The sequence below is a fragment of the Paenibacillus sp. CF384 genome (assembly GCF_900106745.1).
GTDB lineage: Bacteria > Bacillota > Bacilli > Paenibacillales > Paenibacillaceae > Paenibacillus_Z.
Window position 1 is genome coordinate 160,988 of record NZ_FNNV01000004.1, and the last position, 24,441, is coordinate 185,428.

23 protein-coding genes are annotated in these 24,441 nt (G+C 52.6%); 17 read left to right on the forward strand and 6 right to left on the reverse strand.

Translation table 11 applies throughout. From position 1 onward, the window contains the following. Positions 1-17: 17 nt before the first annotated feature. The gene (locus BLW29_RS09870; protein ID WP_090978771.1) at positions 18-401 is read right to left on the reverse strand and encodes a DUF6220 domain-containing protein; all 384 of its coding nucleotides are present in this window, start codon (positions 399-401) and stop codon (positions 18-20) included. A gap of 204 nt (positions 402-605) precedes the next feature. Here BLW29_RS09870 and BLW29_RS09875 point away from each other — a divergent pair, with 204 nt between their 5' ends. From BLW29_RS09875 to BLW29_RS09885, 3 genes are all read left to right on the forward strand, one after another. Continuing rightward, complete coding sequence (locus BLW29_RS09875; RefSeq protein WP_090978773.1) at positions 606-1,736, forward strand: GntR family transcriptional regulator; 1,131 nt, start codon at positions 606-608, stop codon at positions 1,734-1,736. A gap of 71 nt (positions 1,737-1,807) precedes the next feature. Continuing rightward, positions 1,808-2,503, forward strand: a complete 696-nt coding sequence (gene araD / locus BLW29_RS09880) for an L-ribulose-5-phosphate 4-epimerase (protein WP_090978775.1) — start codon at positions 1,808-1,810, stop codon at positions 2,501-2,503. A gap of 87 nt (positions 2,504-2,590) precedes the next feature. Then, a complete protein-coding gene (locus BLW29_RS09885; RefSeq protein WP_090978777.1) occupies positions 2,591-4,270 on the forward strand; it encodes a ribulokinase in 1,680 nt (559 codons plus the stop codon). A 1,081-nt stretch (positions 4,271-5,351) separates the two neighbouring features. Here the strand turns inward: BLW29_RS09885 and BLW29_RS31385 are convergent. The 3 genes from BLW29_RS31385 to BLW29_RS09900 form a co-directional block, all read right to left on the reverse strand. Continuing rightward, on the reverse strand, positions 5,352-6,269 hold the full coding sequence (locus BLW29_RS31385) for a hypothetical protein (RefSeq protein WP_177186554.1): 918 nt from the start codon (positions 6,267-6,269) through the stop codon (positions 5,352-5,354). 440 nt (positions 6,270-6,709) lie between these two features. Next, positions 6,710-8,932: a methyl-accepting chemotaxis protein gene (locus BLW29_RS09895; protein WP_090978780.1), complete on the reverse strand. Its 2,223-nt coding sequence runs from the start codon at positions 8,930-8,932 to the stop codon at positions 6,710-6,712. Positions 8,933-9,122: 190 nt separating this feature from the next. Then, on the reverse strand, positions 9,123-9,734 hold the full coding sequence (locus tag BLW29_RS09900) for a superoxide dismutase (RefSeq protein WP_090978782.1): 612 nt from the start codon (positions 9,732-9,734) through the stop codon (positions 9,123-9,125). A gap of 309 nt (positions 9,735-10,043) precedes the next feature. On the opposite strand from BLW29_RS09900, the gene rfbC reads away from it, so the two are divergent. The 10 genes from rfbC to folE all read left to right on the forward strand — a co-directional run bounded on the left by rfbC (position 10,044) and on the right by folE (position 17,929). Continuing rightward, on the forward strand, positions 10,044-10,601 hold the full coding sequence (gene rfbC, locus BLW29_RS09905; RefSeq protein WP_090978784.1) for a dTDP-4-dehydrorhamnose 3,5-epimerase: 558 nt from the start codon (positions 10,044-10,046) through the stop codon (positions 10,599-10,601). Between the two features lie 8 nt (positions 10,602-10,609). After that, on the forward strand, positions 10,610-11,602 hold the full coding sequence (gene rfbB, locus BLW29_RS09910; RefSeq protein ID WP_090978786.1) for a dTDP-glucose 4,6-dehydratase: 993 nt from the start codon (positions 10,610-10,612) through the stop codon (positions 11,600-11,602). Beyond that, positions 11,599-12,471: a dTDP-4-dehydrorhamnose reductase gene (rfbD, locus tag BLW29_RS09915; RefSeq protein WP_256208489.1), complete on the forward strand. Its 873-nt coding sequence runs from the start codon at positions 11,599-11,601 to the stop codon at positions 12,469-12,471. Before rfbB ends, rfbD begins: the two co-directional genes overlap by 4 nt. Before the next feature lie 269 nt (positions 12,472-12,740). Beyond that, the gene (locus tag BLW29_RS09920) at positions 12,741-13,163 is read left to right on the forward strand and encodes a GNAT family N-acetyltransferase (RefSeq protein WP_090978788.1); all 423 of its coding nucleotides are present in this window, start codon (positions 12,741-12,743) and stop codon (positions 13,161-13,163) included. Between the two features lie 130 nt (positions 13,164-13,293). Continuing rightward, positions 13,294-13,845, forward strand: a complete 552-nt coding sequence (locus tag BLW29_RS09925) for a DUF402 domain-containing protein (RefSeq protein WP_090978790.1) — start codon at positions 13,294-13,296, stop codon at positions 13,843-13,845. 5 nt (positions 13,846-13,850) lie between these two features. Next, positions 13,851-14,525, forward strand: a complete 675-nt coding sequence (lepB, locus tag BLW29_RS09930; protein ID WP_090978792.1) for a signal peptidase I — start codon at positions 13,851-13,853, stop codon at positions 14,523-14,525. A 37-nt stretch (positions 14,526-14,562) separates the two neighbouring features. Beyond that, on the forward strand, positions 14,563-15,711 hold the full coding sequence (gene queG / locus BLW29_RS09935; protein WP_090979118.1) for a tRNA epoxyqueuosine(34) reductase QueG: 1,149 nt from the start codon (positions 14,563-14,565) through the stop codon (positions 15,709-15,711). Positions 15,712-15,735: 24 nt separating this feature from the next. Beyond that, on the forward strand, positions 15,736-16,770 hold the full coding sequence (locus tag BLW29_RS09940; RefSeq protein ID WP_090978794.1) for an HD-GYP domain-containing protein: 1,035 nt from the start codon (positions 15,736-15,738) through the stop codon (positions 16,768-16,770). Between the two features lie 276 nt (positions 16,771-17,046). Next, positions 17,047-17,292: a YneF family protein gene (locus BLW29_RS09945; protein ID WP_090978796.1), complete on the forward strand. Its 246-nt coding sequence runs from the start codon at positions 17,047-17,049 to the stop codon at positions 17,290-17,292. A gap of 43 nt (positions 17,293-17,335) precedes the next feature. Then, a complete protein-coding gene (gene folE, locus BLW29_RS09950) occupies positions 17,336-17,929 on the forward strand; it encodes a GTP cyclohydrolase I FolE (RefSeq protein ID WP_090978798.1) in 594 nt (197 codons plus the stop codon). Between the two features lie 68 nt (positions 17,930-17,997). Here the strand turns inward: folE and BLW29_RS09955 are convergent, their stop codons facing one another. Then, on the reverse strand, positions 17,998-19,068 hold the full coding sequence (locus BLW29_RS09955) for an alpha/beta hydrolase (RefSeq protein WP_090978800.1): 1,071 nt from the start codon (positions 19,066-19,068) through the stop codon (positions 17,998-18,000). 260 nt (positions 19,069-19,328) lie between these two features. Here BLW29_RS09955 and BLW29_RS09960 point away from each other — a divergent pair, with 260 nt between their 5' ends. Continuing rightward, a complete protein-coding gene (locus BLW29_RS09960; RefSeq protein ID WP_090978802.1) occupies positions 19,329-20,075 on the forward strand; it encodes an IclR family transcriptional regulator in 747 nt (248 codons plus the stop codon). A 65-nt stretch (positions 20,076-20,140) separates the two neighbouring features. Here the strand turns inward: BLW29_RS09960 and BLW29_RS09965 are convergent, their stop codons facing one another. Further along, entirely contained in the window at positions 20,141-21,385 is a 1,245-nt protein-coding gene (locus BLW29_RS09965) for a sialidase family protein (protein WP_090978804.1), read from the reverse strand. 185 nt (positions 21,386-21,570) lie between these two features. On the opposite strand from BLW29_RS09965, the gene BLW29_RS09970 reads away from it, so the two are divergent. From BLW29_RS09970 to BLW29_RS09980, 3 genes are all read left to right on the forward strand, one after another. Next, positions 21,571-21,939, forward strand: coding sequence for a hypothetical protein (locus BLW29_RS09970; protein WP_090978806.1), 369 nt, complete (start codon positions 21,571-21,573; stop codon positions 21,937-21,939). Positions 21,940-22,094: 155 nt separating this feature from the next. Then, positions 22,095-23,321 carry a glycosyltransferase family 2 protein gene (locus BLW29_RS09975; RefSeq protein ID WP_090978808.1) on the forward strand — a complete coding sequence of 409 codons (1,227 nt, stop codon included), beginning with the start codon at positions 22,095-22,097 and terminating at the stop codon, positions 23,319-23,321. Next, positions 23,318-24,409, forward strand: a complete 1,092-nt coding sequence (locus BLW29_RS09980; RefSeq protein WP_090978811.1) for a glycosyltransferase family 4 protein — start codon at positions 23,318-23,320, stop codon at positions 24,407-24,409. Before BLW29_RS09975 ends, BLW29_RS09980 begins: the two co-directional genes overlap by 4 nt. The last annotated feature ends 32 nt before the right edge of the window (positions 24,410-24,441 follow it).

Consider the following 24,441-nt stretch of genomic DNA (forward strand, 5'->3'; position numbering starts at 1 on the left):
GCGGGTTTATTTTGCTATCATGTGCGGCGCCAAATCAGATAAGAGCGCTTCACCGTGGAGACGGACAACCAAAGCAGAATCAAGGCGATGACAGGATGGGTAGCGGCGAAGTACGGGAGCTTCTCGCTCAAATGGGCGGTCGCATACTGGGCCATCACGAGAACGAGCATGGTTAATCCGATCCAGCGAACGGCTCCGCGCACGCGGCCGAAGAAGGACAGGACGAATATCGCCAGCGGCACCGGTTCGATAATATGGACGAAATTCTTATGATCGGACCAGTGCGAGCCATCAATAAACGTAGCCATTCCGGCTATGTACACTTGAATGACAATACAAGCTGCAAATAATACCGCAAGCAAAAAGATCGTCAAGCGCAAATAACGATTGCCTTCGGGCATGCAAATCCTCCTCTCAAAATGGCCTTGCTGCTATCATCTTACTGCTGTCTGATCGTGTTTGTAAATTGTGCGTGGGTCTAGTTTTTGGATCACATGGAGCTAGCGATGGTCCTCATCCTTCTTGTATGTACGTACAAGTTGAGTGCATGCTATACTACAACCATACAAGTTGGCGGAAACAACAGAAAATAGAGGTGCTTGGCCATGAAGGAACAGCTTCCACCCAAATACATACAGCTCAAAGAAGAAATTGTCTCATGGATCGCAATGGCTCAGTTTAAGCCCCATGATAAGCTTCCATCCGAGAATGAAATCGCATCGCGGTTCGGCTTCAGCCGGCAGACCGTTCGTCAAGCGCTTGGCGACTTGGAAGCCGAAGGCTGGTTATACCGTGCTCAGGGGAAAGGAACCTTTGTTTCGGATGCCGAGAGGGGCCAGTCTCGTACGGAGCCTCAGCAGAAGCTGACGATTGGGATGATGACGACGCATATTTCGGATTATATCTTCCCCACGATCGTGCGCGGGGTTGAATCCGAGCTGCGGAAGCAGGGCGCCCGATTGCTGCTCTCCAGCACCGAGAATGAGAAGTCGCGGGAGCGGGAGAATCTGGAGTCTATGCTGCTTCAGCAGCAGCTTGGCGGTCTGATCATTGAGCCTACCAAGAGTGCGGAGGGCAATCCGAATTTGGATTATTTTCTCGCGCTGGAGGCGCGGAATATTCCTTATGTCATGCTCAATGAGCGGTACAGCGATCTGGATGCGGTCTGCTTGAAGGTGGATGATGAGCTTGGCGGCTTCCGTGCGGTAGAGCATCTTGTTAAGCATGGACATCAGCGAATAGCGGGATTCTTCAAGACGGATGACTTCCAAGGCGTGCACCGAATGCGGGGCTTTATGCGAGGGTTCAGGGAGAGGAAGCTTACCCTTCAGCCTGAGTATATCATCCGTTATACGACGGAGGAGAAGTTAGTTAAGCCTGCTGCAATGCTGGCTGAGCTGCTGCTGCGTGACCCGTCGGAGCGTCCCACGGCTATTGTATGCTATAACGACGAGCTGGCCGTGCGGCTGCTGGATGTCATTCGTCGCAGCGGGCTAAGTATCCCAAGTGATTTGTCCATGATCGGCTTCGATGATGCCACGCTTGCGACAGCAACGGAAGTGAAGCTTACGACGTTCGAGCATCCCAAGACGAAGATGGGTGAGGATGCGGTAGCGCTATTGATGTCTATCATCGAGCAGCGCGGCGGCCAGGAGCGTATTGCGGATGTGATCTATGAACCGAAGCTGATCATACGTGATTCTACCGGTCCTGTTCCGGTACAGGCCGCAAATTAAGTCGTGACACACTTGTACGTACAAGTTATAATGGGCTTACTATTGACCTGGTGATGGGAGATTGAAGGCGTATGTTGGAAGCATTGAAGCAAGCGGTATGGGAAGCGAATATGGAGCTGCCCCGCTACGGACTTGTAACGTTCACTTGGGGAAATGTGAGCGGCATTGACCGCGAAAGCGGATTGGTTGCCATTAAGCCGAGCGGAGTGCCATATGAGGAGCTGCGTGCTGAGCAGATCGTTCTGGTGGATTTGGAAGGGCATGTTGTGGAGGGCAATCTTCGTCCCTCCTCAGATACGCCGACGCATGTGGCGCTATATAAGGCATTTCAGGGGATTGGCGGCATTGTGCATACCCACTCGCCATGGGCTACGAGCTGGGCGCAAGCGGGACGCGCGATTCCGGCGCTGGGCACGACGCATGCGGATTATTTTTACGGAGAAATCCCATGCACGCGTCCGATGACGGAGGCTGAAATTGATGGCGCTTACGAGCTGGAAACGGGCAATGTCATCATTGAGACCTTCGTGAAAGGCGGCATCGATCCGGTTCAGGTGCCAGCTGCACTCGTGTATAGTCATGCACCATTCTGCTGGGGGAAGGACGCGCATAATGCGGTCCATAACGCCGTCGTCGTAGAGGAAGCGGCCAAGATGGCGCTGCATACCTTTCAGTTAAATCCGCAGGTTCAGCCGATGGATCAGCACCTGCTCGATCGTCATTATTTGCGCAAGCATGGCAAGCATGCGTATTACGGGCAGAAGTAGCAGGTTGGGAGTACAGCTTTGTGAGTCGTCGTCAGCATAATCGTCGGAAGTCGCAGTGTACACTATTCTATTCTAGGAGGCCTAATCATGAATATTAAATATGCAATCGGTGTTGACTATGGTACGGAGTCTGGCCGCGCGGTGCTTGTTCGATTGTCCGATGGAGCCGAGATTGCCGAGCATGTCACGCCTTATCGTCACAACGTAATTGATGAGCGTTTGCCTGAAACGGGATTGAAATTGGAGCATGATTGGGCGCTGCAGCACCCTGCCGACTATATTGAGGTATTGGAGCAATCCGTGCCGGCGGTTGTGCGTGAATCCGGTATAGATCCTGCCGATATTATCGGACTGGGGATTGATTTCACCGCGTGTACAATGCTGCCGATTAATGAAGCGGGTCAGCCGCTGTGCTTCGATCCGGCTTACAAGGAGAATCCGCATAGCTGGGTGAAGCTGTGGAAGCATCATGCGGCTCAGGATGAGGCGAACCGCATTAATGAAATTGCAGCGGCACGCGGAGAAGCGTTCCTGCCTCGCTACGGCGGCAAAATCTCCTCGGAGTGGATGCTCGCGAAAGTATGGCAAATTCTGAATGAAGCACCGGATATCTATGAAACGGCCGATCAATTCGTTGAGGCGACCGACTGGGTCGTCGGTCAAATGACGGGCAACATTGTGCGCAACAGCTGCACGGCCGGCTACAAAGCGGTCTGGCATAAGCAGGACGGCTATCCGAATCGCGCCTTCTTGAAAGCGCTTGACGAGCGGCTTGAAGATTTGGCGGAAACGAAGCTGCGCGGCGATGTTCTTCCGCTCGGCACGAAGGCCGGCGAGCTTACGGCTGAGATGGCTGCACGTATGGGGCTTGCTGCCGGCACTGCTATTGCAGTCGGCAACGTCGATGCACATGCGGCCGTTCCAGCGGTTGGCGTAGTGACACCCGGCAAGCTGGTTATGGCGATGGGCACGTCGATCTGCCACATGCTGCTTGGATCGGAAGAGAAACAAGTGGAAGGCATGTGCGGCGTAGTGGAAGACGGCATCATTCCGGGTTATTTTGGCTATGAGGCGGGTCAATCGGCGGTTGGGGATATTTTTGCCTGGTATGTGGATGAGGCGGTTCCGGCCTATGTCGTTGATGCGGCCAAAGGTGAAGGAATCAGCGTCCACGAATGGTTGGAGAAGGCGGCAGCCGAGCTGAATGTCGGCGAATCCGGCGTGCTCGCGCTCGACTGGTGGAACGGCAACCGCTCCGTGCTTGTCGACACGAACTTGACCGGCATGCTGGTCGGGCTGACGCTGCTGACGAAACCGCAGGAAATTTACCGCGCTTTGCTGGAAGCAACGGCATTCGGCACGCGCAAAATCATCGATGCTTTCCACAGCAACGGCGTGGAAGTGCACGAGCTGTACGCCTGCGGCGGCTTGCCGCAGAAGAACCGTCTGCTGATGCAAATCTACGCAGACGTCACGAACCGCGAGATCAAGATCGCGGCTTCGAAGCAAACGCCAGCGCTCGGCGCCGCGATGTTCGGCGCAGTCGCAGCCGGAGCGAGCAAAGGCGGCTACGACAGCGTCGTCGACGCGGCGGCAGCCATGGCCCGCGTGCGCAAGGAAACGTTCAAGCCGATCCCGGCGAACGTTGCCGTCTACGAGAAGCTGTACGCCGAGTACAACCTGCTGCACGACTATTACGGCCGAGGCGCGAACGATGTCATGAAGCGCCTGAAGGCGATCAAGGAAGAAGCGAGCAGCACTTTATAAATTATAGAAGCGGATGGAGCAGCCGAAAGGCTGCGCATCCGCTTTTTTTTTTGGTCGAAAAGAAGCTGAGAGTCGGGAAAAGCGACTCTCAGTAGTTCAACTAACCAGTTGGCGCTGTGAGTGGAAGTGAGAGACGGAAAAACCTACTCTCACCGCTGAAATCGCGCCGAAAAGAGGCTGAGAGTCGGGAAAAGCGACTCTCAGCGGTTCAACTAACCTGGTTGGCGCGGTGAGTGGAAGTGAGAGTCGTGAAATCCTACTCTCACCGCCGAAATCGCGCCGAAAAGAAGCTGAGAGTCGGGAAAAGCGACTCTCAGCGGTTCAACTAACCTGGTTGGCGCTGTGAGTGGAAGTGAGAGTCGGAAAAACCTACTCTCACCGCCGAAACCGCGCTAAAAAGAAGCTGAGAGTCGGGAAATGAGACTCTCAGTAGTCAAACTAACCAATCTGGCTCCGGCTGTGGCTGACACTCAGATTCTCCCGGTGTAGGCGGAATAGTCGCTTACACCGGGAGATCAGTGCGAGCAAGGAGCGAATGTGGAGCACTGGCGGCATCGAAAGCGGTATATCCGCTAAAGTGGATCAAATCTAGCTAGTTTGTCTGCTGTAAGCGGAATAGCCGCTTACAGCAGGAGAAAGGTGCGAGAAAGGATCGAAAATGGAGCACTGACAGCAACGAAAGCGGTATATCCGCTAAAGTGGATCAAATCTAGCTAGTTTGTCTGCTGTAAGCGGAATAGCCGCTTACAGCAGGAAAAAGGTGTGAGCAAGGAGCAAATGTGGAGCACTGGCGGCAACGAAAGCGGTATATCCGCTAAAGTGCATTAAATCTAGCTAGTTTGTCTGCTGTAAGCGGAATAGCCGCTTACAGCAGGAATTAGTGCGAGAAACAAGCGAATGTGGAACATTGGCGACAACGAGCGGTATTATCATTGGGAGAATGGTAAGGGAAAATAGTAGTCGGCCTTAATGGCTCGTCCGCGAGGAGAGCGGCGAAGCGGCCGGCTCCAACACGGCCAGCTCCAAAACAGCAAAAACCCGCCTGCAGTTACTGACTGCGGGCGGGTTCTTGCTGTGCAGGTTAGCCTTGGTTGTTTTCCTCCAAGCGCTGGAGTTGTTCGTAGTTATTCTCGATCTGGTCGGGGTGAAGACCGAAATGCTGATCATCACTGCGTGGACCGCCAAATGGGGATACGGTGAGCTCCAGTCCGACGGTGTCGTTGAATTGAACCGGCAGGTACAGCAGCGACTCCGGAATACGGCGACCGTTGAGACGCAGTATGGTGTCGACACTGCCAACGGTAGTAACGCCATTGACGGATATGATTCGGCCGTTATTGCCGAAGCGTACAACGCCTGTGCCTGCGAGCGCCTGTGCAACGGTCATTCCCGGGAAGTGTCTTACATTATACACCTGTGTTACCCAAGGGAAGAACGTTCCGCCGTTAATAACAACTCGCACAAACCGCTGTCCCGGTCCTGGGAATGGCCCCGGTCCCGGAATCGGAATAGGGATCGGAATTGGAATCGGGAATGGTCCCGGTCCTGGGAATGGTGGAGGCGGGAATGGTCCCGGTCCTGGGAATGGTGGAGGTGGGAAAGGCCCCGGTCCAGGTGGAAACGGTCCCGGACCTGGAGGAAATGGCCCCGGTCCCGGTCCCGGTCCAGGACCTGGCCCCGGGCCAGGCCCTGGCGGAAAGCCGCCGCCGCCCCCGCCAGGGAAGCCGCCGCCCCCGCCAGGGAAGCCGCCGCCCCCGCCGGGGAAGCCACCGCCTCCGCCGGGGAAGCCGCCGCCTCCGCCAGGGAAGCCGCCGCCTCCGCCAGGGAAGCCGCCGCCCCCGCCGGGGAAGCCGCCGCCCCCGCCGCCAGGGAACATGCCACCACCGGGAAGCATACTGCCGCCGCCGCCGGGAAACGCGCGTGGTCCGCCGCAGCCGCAATCCGAATATTTACTGGCGTAGCCGGCAGGCGCACCAGGAATATACGTGTAGGTATTCATGTAGCAATCAAACTCCTTTTCCATAAGCGTGGATAGGTAATTGTCTCGGTTCAGTGTATGCGGCTATCGCCTATCTGGTGTTTGACTTTGACAGGTTTCAATACTATACGCCGACCTCTCGGTATACATATAGAGTTGGGAGAAAGGTGGCTGAACGATGGGTTTCTATGTGGAGGCAGAGCGCCGTGTAAACGTGTACGTCGAAGATGCCGGATACGGCTGGCCGGCCCCCAAACCTCGATCTATGACTGCAAAGAGACGGCGAAAAGCCCCTCCAATTGCAGCAACTGCAATCAGAGGGGCTAACCCAGCCGCTCAACTTATTCCATTACCGCACTCGAACATCGCTCAATGCATTACCGCACTCGAACATCGCTCAATGCATTACCGCACTCGAACATCGCTCTCCATTACCGCACTCGAACTTCACTCCACTTCCATTACCGCTTGCGAGCTTCGCTCAACTGGAACTGACCAACCAGCTGCTGCAGGAACGCGGTAATGGCTTCCACATGATTGGAGGTATGGCGGACGTTGACGAAGTCGCCAAGCAGCTCCTGCACATTGCCCTCCACTTCCGTCGAAATGCGGCGGTTCTGCTTGCTGACCGTCGCGATTTTCTCCATGATCACGACGACCTCGTCGATAATTTGCGTTTTTAGCGAATCATCTTCCTTGGTGCTGCTGAGCAGCTCCGATGCGGCCGCAACGAGCGCCGTTCCTTCAGATACAACTTGCGTGCCTTGGGCCATCGTAGTAGTAGCGTCCTTGGCATGGAGATAGATATCTTGAACGATGCTATGCACTTCTTCCGTCGATTTCTTGGTGAGGGCAGCCAGCTTCCTGATTTCACCGGCAACGACGGCGAACCCTCTGCCTTGCTCGCCGACACGCGCCGCCTCGATAGAAGCATTCAGCGCAAGCAGATGCGTTTGCGCCGAGATTTCCTCAATAACGCCGAGGACATTGCGGATTTCATTCGTTGTTTGCATGAACGATTCGATCGACCGGTTCGTTTCCGTGACGCGTCCGGCAATCTGCTCCATTTTATCGCCGATGCGGAGCAGTTCTCCTTGTGCCACAGTGATGTTGGCGGAGGCTTTATCTTCAAGCTGTCGCAGCGTCTCGCGCATCTCGCCGGCGACATCCTTGGCGATGTCGATATCCTTCAGCTGATTCCGAATGCTGAGAATCATATCCCCGATCCGGCCGCTGACACGCTCGGTTGTGCTCGCAGTCGCTCCCGTCGTTTCAAGCAGCGCGCGTTGATTGGTCAACACATCGCCGGAAGCGAGTTTTACCTGCAGCATGACGCCTTCAAGAGAGTCGATCATATTGTTGATCCACTTGGCAAGCTCGCGGGTTTCGTTAGCCGGAAACAAGCTCGTATCGAGCCGCTGAGTAAGGTCGCCTTTCCCCTCGGCATTAATGCGGATAAACTGGTTCAGCCTGCGCATTTGGAGGGAAGTTACCAAGTTGCCCTTGCGATCCAAGGACCCTACCATAGCCAGTCCGAACACTAGATTGAACAGACCGACAAGAAGGGCACCGGCAACCGGCATGGCATTCGTGAACAAATAGTACGCGAGAATCGTTCCAAGTGCACCCAGACCTGCCAGCCAGCCCAAGGCATGCCGGAACTGGGTGAAGCGAATGCTCCGAATGCGGTACACTTCCTCTAAATCACCTTCGCACATCATGCCCCACACATCCGGACAATGGGGAAGCTGGAAGGTCACGCCCTTGCCGATAACGGGGATATGCCGATAATCCGAATAACCGGGGAACGCCACGAACAAGTTGCTGCCGTTTCGAATCGTGTTCGCAACGCCCGGGTGCAGCTGTCCTGTAGCGGGATCCGTGAATACGAGCTCCAGCTCCGTGTGTTCCTTAACGGAAACGACGCCCCAATCCGTGGTTACGCCGTCCATTAAATTCTCGCCATGCGTAAACGTACGATCCTCGAACCTGCTTCGCGATAAAGCCGTTCCCGGCGCGATATGAGTATTCAAGCCGGCGCGCGCCATAAACAAATAGTTATCCCCGGAGTCGGGATACACATGTCCGGATTCCCGTTGGATGAGATCGCCGATGACATCGTTGGGAACACGGCCGCAGAGTGCACCTTTCCACTTGCCGCCAAGCACGAATGGAGAAATAAACAGAAGGGTCATTTTATCGTGAAAAGAAGACGAGCTCGGCCCAATCTTCAGCGTCCAAGGATCAGCATAAGGACCGAATAAGCAGTTGCGGCCGCCAGGCACGCCGCCCTTCGAGTAAGCCAGACCCGGTTCCAGCAGACTGCCCGTTCCATAATGGTCGCCGGTATGACGTCCTTCTGTTGAGAAAGCGACGCGGCCGTCTTCGTCCAGCATGAAGATTTCAGAGAAATCCGAGGCGCGTGCCCGAGTGCCTGCGAATAACCGTTCCAGAGTGGAGGGATCCCAAGCGTCGTCTTCTGCCGCTCCGGGCTGCCGGTAGGACAGCTGGTGGTGCAGGCGGTGCAGATGATCCCAGTATTCCGTCGTCCATGCCGTGAGAATGTCCATACGCGTATCTGCGATGCCTTCGAAAATATCCGCTACATCTTCTTTCATTCCTGCATTCAGCTTGTAAGACCACCATAAAGGCAGCCCTTTGCGAAATCCCAACCAATTAAACATCAGGTATCCCCATCTCTCTACTGAGCTATATGGGAGGAATTATAACATGTAATTAGTTCCAATTGTCTAAAAATAAAGATTTTCTTTACAAAAAGTAAATGATGTTAGGTAATTGGACACTGTTTTACGTAATAAAAGCAAAAAGACCCCCGTGCATAATGCACGGAGGTCTCCGGATGCGAGCGAAAACTTATTTCGCTGCGTCGTAACGTTTGCCAACTTCAGACCAGTTTACAACGTTCCAGAACGCTGCAATGTAGTCAGGGCGTTTGTTTTGGTAGTTCAGGTAGTAAGCGTGCTCCCAAACGTCCAGACCAAGAAGAGGCGTGTCGCCTTCCATGATCGGGCTGTCTTGGTTCGGAAGGCTGTATACTTTCAGCTTGCCGTCTTGGCTAAGTGCAAGCCAAGCCCAGCCGCTGCCGAAACGAGTTGCTGCCGCTTTCGCGAAGTCAGCTTTGAATTGATCGAAGCCGCCCAGTTCGCTTGCGATAGCATCAGCGATAGCGCCTGTTGGTGCGCCGCCAGCGTTTGGTCCGATTGTTTCCCAGAACAGGGAGTGGTTAGCGTGGCCGCCGCCGTTGTTGCGAACAGCAGTGCGGATAGCTTCCGGTACGCTGTTCAGATCCGCGATCAAATCCTCGATGGATTTGCTTGCAAGCTCAGGAGCGGACTCCAGTGCAGCGTTAAGGTTAGTTACATAAGCGTTATGATGACGGTCGTGGTGAATCATCATCGTTGTTTCATCGATATGCGGCTCAAGCGCATTGTTTGCATAAGGCAAAGCGGGCAATTGGTGTGCCATTGATCAAATACCTCCTATAATATGTATCGTTTTTCATTTCCATTATGCTCGTTCTCGGGCAATAAATCAACATAAATGTTTGTAAAGTACGACCTGCTGACAACTCCCCTGGAACACCTTCTAGCATGATCAAATTCAGACCTTGCAATTCATGGAAAATGAAATAAAGCTGTCTATTTTCATGAAAAACCACGGACGCCTAAGGGCAATGCCATCTGATTTTGTATATATCTATAGATAGTAGAACTTCTTGATATAGTCCATATAGTCCGAGGTCCGAGGGTAATGTCGTTCAAACGAGGGGTAACGATGAGAATATTCGAAACCAGGTTGAAAGATGTCAAATTGATAGAGGCAGCGGTGCATGGCGATCATCGTGGTTTCTTTACCGAGAGCTACAATCAGGAGCTATTCGTGAAGCAAGGCATTCCCGCTATCTTCGTGCAAGATAATCATTCGATGTCTACGGAAGCAGGTGTGCTTCGCGGGCTCCATTATCAATTGAACCCGAAAGCCCAAACGAAGCTCGTCCGCGTGACGGCGGGAGCGATTTATGATGTCGTCCTGGACATTCGTGCAGGGTCGCCGACATACGGCCATTGGCAAGGGTTCATTCTGAGCGTCTCGAACAAAAGACAGCTGCTCGTGCCACAGGGCTTCGCCCATGGATTCTGTACGCTTGTTCCGAACTGCGAGGTGCAATATAAAGTGGATGCGCTGTATTCACCGGAGCATGACCGCGGCATTGCATGGAATGACCCGCTGCTTGCCATTGATTGGCCGCTGGCGAATCCGATATTGTCGGATAAGGATCGGGCTCATCCCCCGCTGTCCGCGGCGGAGAAAAATTTCTATTATGGAGGGTGAGTGAGCCAGTGAAACTGATTGTAACCGGCGGGTCCGGATTTATCGGCAGCAATTATCTTCAGTACATGATCGCAAATTATCCCGGCTACACCTTCATTAACGTCGATGCTCTAACCTACGCAGGCAATCAAGAAAATTTAACTTCGATCGCGAATCATCCAAACTACCGGTTTGTGCAAGCCGACATCGCGGATCGCGCTGCCATGGAACTCATTTTCGCACATGAAGGCGTTGACGCTGTTATTCATTTTGCCGCTGAATCCCATGTGGACCGGAGCATTACGCAGCCGGATATTTTCGTCAGAACGAATGTGCTCGGCACACAGACGCTGCTTGATCTGGCCAAACAATATGAGGTGGCGAAGTTCGTGCATGTATCTACCGACGAGGTGTACGGGACACTTGGCGACACAGGGCTGTTCACAGAGACGACGCCGCTTGCGCCGAACAGTCCGTACTCAGCCAGTAAGGCGGGAAGTGACCTGCTTGTCCGTGCTTATCATGAAACCTACGGCATGAACGTGAATATTACGCGGTGCTCCAACAACTACGGGCCTTATCAGTTTCCGGAGAAACTTATCCCGCTCATGATTCAAAGAGCGCTCGCCGACCAGCCTTTGCCTGTCTACGGAGATGGCCTCAATGTGCGGGATTGGCTGTATGTCGAGGATCATTGCAGTGCCATTGACCGCGTGCTGCACGCGGGGCGTCCTGGCGAGGTGTACAATGTGGGCGGAAACAATGAACGCAGCAATCTTCAAGTGGTTTCTACGATCCTGTCGGAGCTCGGCAAACCGGAATCGCTGCTTACATTCGTTCCAGATCGCTTAGGACATGACCGCCGATATGCCATCGATGCGGACAAGATCCGTACGGAGCTTGGATGGTCCCCCAAATACGATTATCAATCGGGCATCAAATCCACGATTCGGTGGTATCTGGATAATCAAGACTGGATTGAACACATTCAATCAGGCGCTTACCTGGGAGGTCGCTCATGACAGCTGCTAAGCAGGAACAATTGAAGATTCTCGTTACAGGCGCTAACGGGCAATTGGGACAAGAGCTCGTACATCTGAATGTCCGGCCGCACATACAGATCCTTGGGTATGGAAGAGATAACCTTGATATTACAAATGCCGAGCAGTGCGCTAATGTCGTGAGCGACTATCAGCCGGATGTCATTATCCACTGCGCAGCCTACACTGCGGTAGACAAGGCGGAATCGGACGCGGATGAAGCGTATCGAATCAATGCACTCGGCACGCGTCACGTTGCAATGGCCGCGAAGGCATGCGGCGCCAAGCTTTGCTATATCAGCACGGACTATGTGTTTGATGGTCAGGGCAGTGAACCCTACGAGATCGAGGAGCCGACGAATCCGCAAACGGTCTATGGACAAACGAAGCTTGCCGGAGAGCAGGAAGTTGCAGCGCTGCTTCAACGTTATTACATCGTTCGCACGTCTTGGGTATATGGGAAATACGGCAGCAATTTTGTAAGGACCATTCTCAAGCTGGCGAGCGAACGCGATCATTTGAAGGTCGTCGATGATCAAATCGGCTCGCCGACTTATACGCTTGATCTGGCGTTATTCCTGATCGAGCTTGTCCAAACCGACAGCTACGGCGTCTACCATGCGTCCAATAGCGGAAGCTGCTCGTGGTTTGAATTTGCACAGGCGATCATACAGTACAAGGGCATGGCTGATTCGACTTTCACGATTGAACCTTGTTCAACGGCGGAATTCCCGAGACCCGCAGCGAGACCGGCATATTCCGTCATGAGCCACTCCGCAATTCGTGGGGCTGGCTTGGAGGACCTAAGACCATGGCGGGAAGCATTAATGCATTATTTGAAGCATTCGTAAGGAAAAGTGCCCATGCGGCACTTTTTTGGGTTGATTGATAGGGTTAATGTTATGAAAACGCTTAATTTAAAGCGTTTTCAATAGAATAATGTAGATTTATTATATTTTTTAAGGTTTTTTAAAGATTTTAGAAGGAATTCGAGCGAATTTGTCGTATTATTAAATTTACCTAAAGAAGAAGGGCTGTCGTTGTCTGGCTGAAACGAAGTTCATTTCTTCCCTAGCAATGCCGTTATTTCCATACTGCGTTTGAAGAGGAGCTTAAAGTTATGGACGTTCGATCCTTCCAATTAGCTGATTATCGGCCCGTTACGGAACTGCTGGAGACTGTGCTGTCAGAAGAATGCTATGAACAAACGATGGAGGCTTTCGGCCGCCAGCTGTCATGGGACAGCGAGCTAGTACTCGTCGCTGCAGTTGACGAAGAAATCGCAGGTATCATTATCGGGACGATAGACAAGGGCAGAGGGTATTATTACCGTATTGCCGTACATCCGAATTACCAACGTCAAGGATTAGGTAAAGAGCTGATTCGCTCCCTTCGCGGACGATTCGAGCAGCGGAATGTAACGAAAATCATGGTGACGGCTGACGAACATAACGAGCCGATTCTTTCGCTTTATGAATCATTGGGTTATGCTGCAACGGACTTCTTCCGTTCCTTTCAGAAACTAAGCATTGTTGCCGGTTAAGCGACAATTCGACTTGAAGCACTTATAAATAAGCAATTATGGACAAGCATATCTAGTGCGTCATTGATTTTGGCGCACAGATATGCTTTTCTTATAGTAAGAAAGTACCTCACTAGGAGTATTTGCGCTTATGACTACGTACCGTCCTTGTGTCATCAAGAGTTTCAAGAACAACGGCCATTTGCATCGGATGTGGCTGGAGAATTGGCAGGTTCCGACAGAGCTGCTGGCAGACGAGCATGCGGCGGAATCGATGCATGTGTTCATCAACAGACAGACACCGATTCAAGAGGCAGACGGCAAGCAGTGGATTAGCCGAGTGCCTGCAGTATCCTTCTTTATCCCCGGCGAGTGGTTCAATGTGGTTGGGCTGCTCGAGGATCATGGCGTTCGCTACTATTGCAATGTAGCCTCCCCGCTCTTCTTCCAAAATGATGTTCTCACCTACATCGACTATGACCTCGATGTTATCGTCCCCCGCGGAGGGAAAGCGCAAGTCGTCGATCAAGAGGAATATGAGCTCCATAAGATTGCCTATCACTATTCGGAAGAAGTTAACCGAAAAGTAATGGAGGGGCTTGATGCGCTGCTGAAGCGGATCGAGAACGGACAAGCCCCTTTCAACGATGACCTTATTCTCGGTTATTTTGAGGCGTGGAACAAACATATGGGCGAGGTGTAGCAGCTATGGTCAATCCCGGTTCGGATACGGAGTCTTCGGAGCAGGCAGAGTTCGGGCCGCGCAAACGGTCTGGCTCCCCGAAGGTCAAGGTGAAAGCAAAGGCAGCAAGGGCTTCAACCTCTTCCGCTTCTCGCAAGGAGTCGAAGCCGCTGTCCCCTTGGGTTGCTGAATTGCGCAGCTGGTTCATTACACTGGGGATTGCCGCTGTAATCGTGCTTGGCTTGAATGTATTCGTGTTTAACCTCTCTACGGTCAAAGGGCAGTCCATGGAGCCGACCTTGTATGAGAAAGAATGGCTGTTTGTGAATAAGGCCACCTACTTAATGGGCGCACCTAAGCAAGGCGATGTGGTCATTCTGAAAGACCCTTCAAACGGCGTGGAGCATAAAGAATACTTGGTCAAACGAATCATTGGGATGCCGGGCGATTTGATTGAAATACGCGAGGGTCAGCTTTATCGCAATGGGAAGCTCGTATTGGAGTCCTATACGGACACGGAAATTGAAGATTCGGATTATGGACCGGAAACGGTTACTGCCGATCATTATTTTGTGATGGGTGATAACCGCCACAATAAGGCGAGTCGCGACAGCCGGTCGTTTCAGGCTGTACCTCGCGATATGATTCTTGGCCGTGCAGATTTCATTCTGTGGCCGATCAGTAAATTGAACCATTTGTAGGTTTTTTAAAGGAGACTCCGAGTTGGACGGGAGCAGTATGAACAAGATCAACTGGCAACAGTTAAAAGCCGAGATGAAGGACGCTGCGGCGAGTCTTGGCATTGACAAAATCGGAATCGCTTCCGCGGAGCCGTTCACAGAGCTGAAACAGCGGCTGGTGCGGCACCGGGAGCTTGGCTATGAGTCCGGCTTCGAAGAGCCGGACCTTGATAAACGGACGGAGCCTTCGCTGCTCTTCGAAGATCCGAAGTCCATTATTGCCATTGCAATCGCTTATCCATCTAAGCTTGTGAATCCGCCGAAGTCCGAGCCGGGAGCAAGGCGCGGATTGTTCTCTAGATCCTCTTGGGGAGACGACTATCACGGTGTCCTGCGCGAGCGGCTGCGGCGGCTGGAAGCTTGGCTGCTGGAGCGTGTGCCTGAAGGACGCTTCTTAAGCATGGTGGACACGGGAGCGCTCTCTGACCGAGCAGTGGCGGAGCGGGCCGGCATCGGCTGGATTGGCAGCAACTGCTCGATTATTACGCCGGAGTGGGGTTCCTATGTGTACCTCGGCGAGATGATTACGAATTTGCCGCTTCCGCCGGATGCCCCTGTCACGGAGAGCTGCGGCAGCTGCACGGCCTGTATTGATGCCTGTCCGACGGACGCGCTTGTAGGGCCGGGACAGCTGAACTCACAGCGCTGTATCTCCTTCGTCACGCAGACCAAAGGCGTCGTGACCGATGAGCTGATGCGCAAGATCGGCAATCGGCTCTATGGCTGCGATACATGCCAGGTCGTTTGTCCCGAGAACAAGGGGAAGAATGCCACTCACCATCCAGAGCTTATACCTGATCACGACAAAGTAAAACCGCTTCTGGTACCCCTGCTCACAATGGGGAATCGCGCGTTCAAGGAGCAGTACGGCAACAGTTCTTCGTCTTGGCGCGGGAGGAAACCGATTCAGCGCAACGCCGTTATCGCGCTTGGCAACTTCAAGGATGCAAGCGCCGTTCCTGCGCTTGCGGATGTGCTGCGCACGGATGCGCGGTTTGAGCTGCGAGCAACTGCAGCGTGGTCGCTTGGCCGCATCGGCGGCGAGGACGCGGTGGAAGTGCTCCAAGCGGCTGCGCTGCGCGAACAGGATGAAACGGTTCAGCTGGCAATCAAGGACGCGCTCATGAGCATGACAGCTTCGATGTAAAGAGATGGGGAAGAGGTAGACATTATGAAATATGTCGATATCGAAGCGGTTGAACCAGGCGATATTCTTGGCAAGACGATCTATGCCGTCAACGGGACGGTGCTGCTTTCCTCGAATGTGCAGCTGACGGTCTTCATGATCAGCACCTTAAGGCGCATCGGCGTCACCAATGTCTATATTAAAGATGCCAGCATGCAGGAGATGGAGGAGCAAGAGGAGATTCTGTCGGAGGAAACGAAAGTCGGCATCATTAAGCAGATGTCCGAGACGATGGATTCGATTCGCTCCGGCAAGGATTTCAACTCCCGCTCCATCAGTTTAACGATTGAAGATTTGCTCTTCGATGTGATACGCAATAAGGATGTGCTCGTTCAATTGAACGACATCCGAACGCGTGATAATGCAGAGTATATTCATGCCATGAATGTCTGCATGATCTCATCTCTGCTCGGGGTCAGCTTGCATCTGAATCAAGTGCAATTGAAGGAGCTCGCCATCGGTGCGCTGCTGCATGATCTCGGGAAGCCGGATCTTGAGGCGGATGGAGAGAATGGCGATTCTAAGCGCCATACGTGGAGAGGCTTCGAGCTGCTGAAGGCCAAACGCGAGTTCAGCCTTCTTATCGCTCATGTGGCCTTTCAGCATCATGAGCATGTAGATGGAACGGGCGAACCGCGAGGGCTGATTGGCGATCAAATTCACTTGTATTCGCGAATTGTAGCGGTGGCTAACACCTTCGATAACCTGCTCACAGGCGACAGTGAGGCCAGTCGAAGACTGCTGCCGCATGAAGCCTGCGAGCAGATGATGGCGATGTCGGGGACGCGCCTGGATCGTGAGATCCTGGTTCATTTCATGCGGATCGTTTCGATCTACCCGAACGGCGTGTCGGTTAGACTCACGACGAAGGAGACGGGCATTGTCGTTGGACAGCACCGCGGACTGCCGGGTCGGCCAATCGTACGGGTCCTTCAACGCGAGTCGAATGACAGCTTGGAGAGCCGTGAGATTGATTTGGCGAAGCATACGACGGTGTTTATCGAGCAGGTGCTGGGCTAGGCAACTAGATTGAATAGGAGTGACCTGACCTTGTTGAGGTCAGGTTTTTTGCGTTCTGGGCGCGGAATACTCTAACGAACCGTACAGGTCTTATTCGAACCAAAACACCTTCAGTAAAAAGCGGCACCCGGAATCTGGCTGAAACCGATTCCTGATCGTTAAGCAGGTTGTCGGGCGGAGCCCCTATTTTCCTTTACAGATTGTTTGCGAACGCATGGTCCTACATGCTATTATAAGTTGCAATATACTTACAGATAAGGACAAGGTGAGATGACAATGTGGACGGTCATTATTTCGATCATTACGCTCATAGTCGGCGCTGTTGGCGGCTTTTTCGCGGGCGTATGGTACTTGCGCAAGCAGCTGGAGAAGATGCAAAACGATCCGGAAATGCTGAAAAAGATGGCAAAGCAAATGGGCTACAATATGAATAACCAACAAATGCAAAAAGCGCAGCAAATGATGAAGAACCAGAACCAGCAATTCACGAAGGGGAACAATCGGCCGGGCGGACGGAGATAAGCAGTACCGGGGATTGGTTCACAGGAAAGGAGACGTTGCAGATATGGCGGGCAAGAAGGATTACGTCAATTCAGCCGTTTCATCGAATCGGGAACAGATCGAGCATCATGTTCGTGAAATATTGAAGCTCATCGGAGAAGACGTGGAGCGCGAAGGTTTGCTGGAAACACCGGCACGCGTGACACGGATGTACGAGGAAATTTTCGCAGGCTATGAGGTTGATCCACGCGAAGTGCTTGGCGTTACGTTTGACGAGCAGCATGAAGAGCTGGTTATCGTACGTGACATTGTGTACTACAGCCAGTGCGAGCATCACATGGCGCCGTTCTTCGGCAAAGCGCATATTGGCTATATTCCAAGTGGCAAGATCGCAGGTTTAAGCAAGCTGGCACGTCTGGTTGAAGCGGTAACGCGCCGTCTTCAAGTGCAAGAGCGCATTACTTCGCAAATTGCGAATATCATGGATGAAGTGCTGCAGCCGCATGGCGTTATGGTCGTCGTCGAAGGCGAGCATCTGTGCATGTGCGCGCGCGGCGTGAAGAAGCCTGGCAGCAAGACGGTGACGTCGGCAGTCCGCGGCGACTTCCGTACAAGCGCGGCGCTCCGTTCGGAGTTTCTCTCGCTGCTTAAGCAATAACAAGAATAAAGGCTCTTTCTTGCAGGCTGCCGGTAATCGGCGGTCCGAACAAGAAAGAGCCTTTATTGTTAAGCGGCTGCTGTGGATTTGCGAGCGGCATCGACTTGACTAAGGAACAGCGCGGCACGCTGAATATATTCTTTCGGATGAGTACGGTACAGCATCTCATGCATGCCGCCTTCCACGATCCACTCCCGGGAGAGGGAATTGTACTGGCTTGCGGACACCTGCTCTGCGGTGGCCACCGGTGCTATCGCATCTGCAGTGCCGTGCATAATGAAGAGCGGCATCGTATAAGTTGTTTGCAGCACCTGCTCCACAGGCAGCTGATTAAATTTTACGCCGGTGAAGAACGGGAGCATCCATTCGATAATGGGGATGGATGGGTATTTAGGCAGATCCATATATTGGCGTACGTTATTGTATAAGGAATCAGAGCTTGGGAGAAACGTGCTGTCGAGAATCATCGCATCGATGCTGTCTGCCTGCTCTGTCTGAAGCGCCGCCTGCAGTGCGGTGCCGGCTCCCATCGAGAAGCCCCAGACGACTACCTCGTCAGCGCCTTGCGACCGCGCATAGTTGACCGCCGCCAGCAATTGCTGCGATTCCTCCTTGCCGCCTGTTGCCGGAGAACGCTGTCCGGAGGAGGCGTAGCCGTAATCAAACATAAATACATTATAGTGCAACCGATTCAGCAGTGCCGCCAGCTCGTACATGGGCACCCATGTTTCTTCACGATTCGCGCCGTAGCCATGGCTGAAAACAACGGTTCTGTCGGAATGGCTCTCGGCTCCGACGACTGCAGGGATATACCAGCCGTGAACGGTAGTGCGTCCGCTCTTGCTTGGGAAGGAGACATCGCTGTAATCCAGCCCTTGAGCAATCTTCGGGTTTGAGTATAACGCAGGTACATAAGGATGTGCGATCACCCATGCAACATAGCCGTGGAAGGCTAGCGCAGTGAACAACAGCAAGGCTGCCATGGCTGACAGTACAGCAAGTGCAGCATGTTTGCGGCGTGTGCGTGTTCCGGCATGTGCCCGTTCGGGTACTTGCGGCGAAGGCAGCAGCGGGGGGAGCAGTCCGGGCGTAAATCCGCCGGCTGCGGGAAGTGCAGGACTCAGTGTCGTTGTGCTCATGGTGGAGGCCCCCTTAAGAAGAGTGATTATGATAACGAATGCTAGTAGAATAATGAAAGCGCTTAACTAGTTCTATATTCCTATCGTATGGCGCGCTGCCGTGGCCTGTCAATGCGTGTCGACGTAATGTTAACGTCCTGTAACATGGCTGTAAAATAAGGCTAATCCGCAGGCAAAGCTTTACCGGCCAGCCCTCATTACGTTATACTGACTGTAACCAAGTTTCACTGAGTGAAACTATAGCGAGGAGCCAACTACCTATGGCTGAGGATGGAAAATCAACGGTTCGTGCTGTCGAACGAGCACTGGATATATTGCTTTGCTTTACGGCGAAGAAGGAGTGGGCGATGACGGAGCTTGCCGATAGCGTGGGGCTGCATAAAAGCACCGTGCATCGCATGCTCGCTACGCTGGAGGAACGAGGCTTCGTAGCCCGCGATGCGGCATCGGATCGCTATAAGCTTGGGCTTCGCATCTGGGAACTGTCGGCGAATATGTCGGGCGCGGATGACCCTGCTGTTATCGGGCTGCCGGAGATGGAGCGACTGCGCGATATGCTGGGGGAAACCGTCAGCTTGTATCTGCGCGACGGCAACGAGCGGATCCGCATCCAAGCGGTCCAGAGCATCCAGGCCATACGCAGAGTGGCTCCCATCGGGGCGAGATTGCCGCTGTACGTCGGTGCATCAAGCAAAGTGCTTATCGCCTTCGAGGAGCCGGTCAAACGCGAAGAGCTGCTTGCTGACGCCTCATGGCCGACAGCCTTCGACCGGCACCAGTATCGGGAGCAGATGGCGGAGTGGCAGAAGCTCGGTTACGCGATGAGCGTGGAAGAGCGCGAGCAGGGTGCGGCAGCGGTTGCAGCGCCGGTCTTCTCTCGCACGGGCAAGCTGGTCGCGGCATTGTCCGTGTCCGGTCCGGCGAATCGGCTGACGACGGAGATCATGCGCAGCCAAGCGCCTGCTGTTATTGAAGCGGCGCGCCGGCTTGGCGTCATGCTGAAATAAACGAATAAGAGTCGAGCTAAGGGCATCTGCCTTGGAGCTCGACTCTTTTTGGTTGCACGGATAACCTATGGAATAATGACATCGGAATAGCCTGCGAAGATACAGAACGTTCCCGGTGTTGTATCCATCCATACGCCGATATAGCCGCCCGGCGGAACGCTGACGATGTCGATATAATCCCCGATGAGCGGAACCGGTGTAGGACTGCTGGCATTCGGGTTGAACGAGACGTTGGTGATCCTTGTGTTCGTAAAAGTAGCTCCGCCGTTAATCGACCGGGCTACATAAACGTCGAGATCAAAGCCGTTAATTTGGTTGCTGTAATAAATGACATTGACGACGCCTGTCAGTGGGTCGACATCAACGACGGGGAAGAAGTTCTGCGAGCCTGCCGGAGCCCCGGTAATGCTGACCGGATTCGACCAGTTATTCGTATCCGGCGTCCGCTTGGACATGAAGACATCAGAGTAGCCGAGCCTGTAATCTTGCCATATGGCGTAGGCTGCCCCGGTATTTGGCCCAACCGAGCGGTCTGTTGAAATACTGGCGAAGGTTAGTACACGGAAGTTCCAGCCCACAACGGGCAGCGGGGAAGGGACAGGGATGACGTTAGAAACAACAACGCCGTTAGCGAAGGTGGCACCTCCGTCAAAAGATTGCCGGACGATGAAGTTCGTACTTGGGCTGGTGGTGACGTACGCAATATCGACTGCACCGACCAGATCGACTGAAATATCGGGACGTTCGACACGATCGGCTTCACTTGAGATCAGGACGGGTTGTTCCCATGTGGTGCCGTTGTCCTTGGAGCGGTTGAAAAAAGCGACTGAGTTACCGCCATTATCAACGTTGAACTGACGGTTATAGGTAACATACATATTCCCGATATAGGGACTTGTTTGTGAAGTATCGATGTAGCAGTTCGTTTCATCGTTGTTGATATAACTGCCAAAACCGGGTCCTACGATTTGAGGTGCGCTGAAGGTCGCGCCGTTGTCGAAGGATTTGTAGACGACCGTTGTTCCAAACTCTTCGCCTGGGAAAACGTGTGCCGAAACGATAAAGATATTCGGAAATCCATACGACACGACAGGAGCTTCTGCACCATTAAAGCCGACAGGCAAAGGAAGCAGACTGTTGACCCAGCTGAATCCACCGTCAATGGAACGATACAGACCAATCAGAGGGGGACCTGAGGACTCGTCGACGGCAACCGAAAGCATGATGCCCGGAATGAGTAAGTTGACAGCTACGCTCGGTTCGAATTTAGGATTCCCTGACGGCGTGACCTGAAAGTTAAAATTGGTCATATTTATCATTTATCCTCCTTTACAAATTAATATTTTCATAATGTATTGTACGGAGTTTGTCGAATATTGCATGTTAAAGTATCACGAAATGGTTGAAAATGTGTGATTGTCACCTGATTTGTTCCCAATCATTTGTGCGATGAAAAGAATAAAATGTAATTAATTGACATATTGGAGGTGAGGACATGCCGTTTACATCCGGATTGATTCATAACGATTTACCGACGCCTTCTTCAGGAGTTGTTATCAATGCACGGAATATCACTAGCACGACGGCTTTGGTGTTGATTGAGGTCTATGTTGTGCCTCCATCGACGAATACGCTTACGCTGATCTATCTAACCGGCTATATGCTGCCCGGCAAATCGAGTGATTCTCGTCAATTTAATATTGAAGGCAACATTGCCTATGAAATACAAGTAAATGCATCAGGGGTGCTTTCAGAGGTTGCTTTTACAGCTTTCGGGGTAGATGAATTCGGTTTACCTGTTGATGGCCAACAGATGCTCGCGATGGATTGGCAGGAAATTACTGCTTTCTCGACAACGCCTTAATAGAACGTCCAACGATTAGAGATGGGAGTTTAGCGAATGACGCTGAATTCCCATTTTTTTACGAAAAGGCTAACGCCTCAAGGGATAGCCGCACAAGCAAACGGATGCCATGGAAATACAATAGTACAGGATGGTGCATTGGAAGGAGTGACAGTATGATCGACTTAGGGGTTGTCATGCCACTATACAAGCAGAAGCCGGCGTTCCTTGCAGCGGCGCTGGACTCTGTGCTTAAGCAAACGTTCCAGCAGTTCAAGCTAATTATTGTCATTGACGGGGCACCCGAAATGGAGCCGCTCGTCCGCATGCTCATTCAAGGCGATAAACGAGTGCAAATCGTTTCCCATGTGTACAATCAGGGAGTCGCCAAAGCGCTGAACACCGGGTTTCAATATCTACATGACATGCCCAATATTGACTATTTGACGTGGGTGTCCAGCGATAACATCTACTATCCGAGATTTCTGGAGACGCTTCGAAACGCCTTAGTGAAAGGACCGCAGGAGCTGGGCCTCGTTTATAGCTCATTCCAATCGGTCGATAACGAAGGGAATACGATCTATGATGAGAAATTGCTCGCCGTCCAGCGTCAATATCAATCGCAGCCGATTGAGAAGCTGCTGGATTCCTCTCTCATCGGTGTCTCCTTTATGTATAAATCGATCTATGCCAAACAGATTGACGGTTATGAGCTTGTACCGGTAGAGGATTATGATTACTGGCTGCGTATTACGGAGCATTGCAAAATCAAGTATATTCCTGTGGAGCTTCTCGATTATCGCGTGAACTCCACGTTTAGTGTATCAGCACAGCTGCAATCGACCGCCCAGCACCGCATATGGCGGTACGCGTATCATTTGGCCAGACATCGTGCCAGGATGCGCAGGGGGATTGCCCCCTACATGACGATACTATTTCCGGTGAAGGAGTCTAGTCCGGAGGCGATCGCGCGAATCGAGAACCTCTACGAGCAAACCTTCAGTAACTATACATGCTATATTCTGGATCTCTCTCCAGACATGCGGGTAACGGCTGATCTGTCGCTCATTTCCCATCCGACGACGGATTTCAAATGGTTCCCGAATGCCAATGTGGCAACGGCGCTGCTTCACGCTGCTCAGATGATTCAAACGCCTTACAGCTACATCCTTGGACCGCGTCTGTTTAATGACTTAATGGAGCTTACGGTGCTGCACAATGAGATGGAGAAAGCCGCTCCCGATCTCATGTCCAACTACTATACCGAGGATGGCAGCGCGGTTGGTTACCGTCATTCCAGTACTGAATGTGCTAAAGCGGGGATGTACGACGAACTGTTCCGCAGGCAAAGTCTGGTCGAGTATGTGAAAGCAAACTTTGCTCAAATGAGCGATCTCGAATGAAGCTTTTATTTACCTTCTTTAATCCCAGCGGCGGGATGGAAACACTCAATCGGATTCGCTGTCAGGCGTTTAAGAAAATGGACGTGGAATGCCACTTGCTCTATTCCTTGGATGGCGAGGGACTCAAAAACATTAAAGACATTCCGACGTTCGTCATGAATGATGAGGCTTCCATCGGCAAGTTGATCAAAAGGCAGAACTACGATGCCATCGTCGTATGTACAGACGTGAAGATACTGATGACCATCAAGAAGGCCGGTTTTAAAGGACACCTCATCTTTGAAATTCAAGGGCTTGGAACGCTGCAAACCGCCAGCGCGGTGCTCACCGATATATCGGCCCGCGTGCTGCAGGCGGCAGACGGCGTGCTGTACCCGCAGACGAGTCATCTGCAGGAACTGATGGCGGCGCATCTGCAAGGAATCCCTCATTTCTGCTTTGACGACCCGCTGGATACGGAGGGGTTCGGCTACAGCTCTTATCCGCCGAAGCCGTTTCCGATCATTGGCTGGGTCGGCCGAATTGAGGCCAATAAGAACTGGCGGGAGTTCCTGCTCATTGGAGCCCGCATGCTGCAAAAACATCCTGAAGGCTATCTGTGGATCTTTGGCGATACGACACTGGGTGAACCGGTGGAGAAGGAGCATTATGACAGATGGGTTAACGGCCTGCAATTACAGCATAAACTCATTGCCTATTCGAACATTCCGCATGAGCAAATTGCAGACTATTTCTCGGTCATTGGGGATTCGGGGGGATTTCTCTGCTCGACCTCCATTCTGGAAGGCTTCGGCTATGCGGTAGCAGAAGCGATGCTCTGCCGTTGTCCGGTGCTGACAACGGATTCTGATGGTATCCGGAGATTTCTGATTCATGATGTAACGGGGAAGCTGTATGCGCGCGGTAACGTCAATCAAGCCGTTATCCAAGGCGAATCACTAATGAAGGACGCTGTACTTCGCAACAACATTCGCAAAAATGCCGAGAAGCATATTAAACAGCATTTCTCTTCCGAGAAATACACCACTAACTTTATGAACATGCTTAGGAGCTTATCGAAGTTAAAACCGAAGTCTGGGCATGTCTGATATAGATAAACAGAAAAAGCGGGTCCGCTCCA

What these genes read in the sequence shown, in the direction of transcription:
- BLW29_RS09870 (WP_090978771.1), bottom strand. Translation starts at nt 401, where the DNA reads ATGCCCGAAGGCAATCGTTATTTGCGCTTGACGATCTTTTTGCTTGCG.
- BLW29_RS09875 (WP_090978773.1), top strand. Translation starts at nt 606, where the DNA reads ATGAAGGAACAGCTTCCACCCAAATACATACAGCTCAAAGAAGAAATT.
- araD (WP_090978775.1), top strand. Translation starts at nt 1,808, where the DNA reads ATGTTGGAAGCATTGAAGCAAGCGGTATGGGAAGCGAATATGGAGCTG.
- BLW29_RS09885 (WP_090978777.1), top strand. Translation starts at nt 2,591, where the DNA reads ATGAATATTAAATATGCAATCGGTGTTGACTATGGTACGGAGTCTGGC.
- BLW29_RS31385 (WP_177186554.1), bottom strand. Translation starts at nt 6,269, where the DNA reads ATGAATACCTACACGTATATTCCTGGTGCGCCTGCCGGCTACGCCAGT.
- BLW29_RS09895 (WP_090978780.1), bottom strand. Translation starts at nt 8,932, where the DNA reads ATGTTTAATTGGTTGGGATTTCGCAAAGGGCTGCCTTTATGGTGGTCT.
- BLW29_RS09900 (WP_090978782.1), bottom strand. Translation starts at nt 9,734, where the DNA reads ATGGCACACCAATTGCCCGCTTTGCCTTATGCAAACAATGCGCTTGAG.
- rfbC (WP_090978784.1), top strand. Translation starts at nt 10,044, where the DNA reads ATGAGAATATTCGAAACCAGGTTGAAAGATGTCAAATTGATAGAGGCA.
- rfbD (WP_256208489.1), top strand. Translation starts at nt 11,599, where the DNA reads ATGACAGCTGCTAAGCAGGAACAATTGAAGATTCTCGTTACAGGCGCT.
- BLW29_RS09920 (WP_090978788.1), top strand. Translation starts at nt 12,741, where the DNA reads ATGGACGTTCGATCCTTCCAATTAGCTGATTATCGGCCCGTTACGGAA.
- BLW29_RS09925 (WP_090978790.1), top strand. Translation starts at nt 13,294, where the DNA reads ATGACTACGTACCGTCCTTGTGTCATCAAGAGTTTCAAGAACAACGGC.
- lepB (WP_090978792.1), top strand. Translation starts at nt 13,851, where the DNA reads ATGGTCAATCCCGGTTCGGATACGGAGTCTTCGGAGCAGGCAGAGTTC.
- queG (WP_090979118.1), top strand. Translation starts at nt 14,563, where the DNA reads ATGAACAAGATCAACTGGCAACAGTTAAAAGCCGAGATGAAGGACGCT.
- BLW29_RS09940 (WP_090978794.1), top strand. Translation starts at nt 15,736, where the DNA reads ATGAAATATGTCGATATCGAAGCGGTTGAACCAGGCGATATTCTTGGC.
- BLW29_RS09945 (WP_090978796.1), top strand. Translation starts at nt 17,047, where the DNA reads ATGTGGACGGTCATTATTTCGATCATTACGCTCATAGTCGGCGCTGTT.
- folE (WP_090978798.1), top strand. Translation starts at nt 17,336, where the DNA reads ATGGCGGGCAAGAAGGATTACGTCAATTCAGCCGTTTCATCGAATCGG.
- BLW29_RS09955 (WP_090978800.1), bottom strand. Translation starts at nt 19,068, where the DNA reads ATGAGCACAACGACACTGAGTCCTGCACTTCCCGCAGCCGGCGGATTT.
- BLW29_RS09960 (WP_090978802.1), top strand. Translation starts at nt 19,329, where the DNA reads ATGGCTGAGGATGGAAAATCAACGGTTCGTGCTGTCGAACGAGCACTG.
- BLW29_RS09965 (WP_090978804.1), bottom strand. Translation starts at nt 21,385, where the DNA reads ATGACCAATTTTAACTTTCAGGTCACGCCGTCAGGGAATCCTAAATTC.
- BLW29_RS09970 (WP_090978806.1), top strand. Translation starts at nt 21,571, where the DNA reads ATGCCGTTTACATCCGGATTGATTCATAACGATTTACCGACGCCTTCT.
- BLW29_RS09975 (WP_090978808.1), top strand. Translation starts at nt 22,095, where the DNA reads ATGATCGACTTAGGGGTTGTCATGCCACTATACAAGCAGAAGCCGGCG.
- BLW29_RS09980 (WP_090978811.1), top strand. Translation starts at nt 23,318, where the DNA reads ATGAAGCTTTTATTTACCTTCTTTAATCCCAGCGGCGGGATGGAAACA.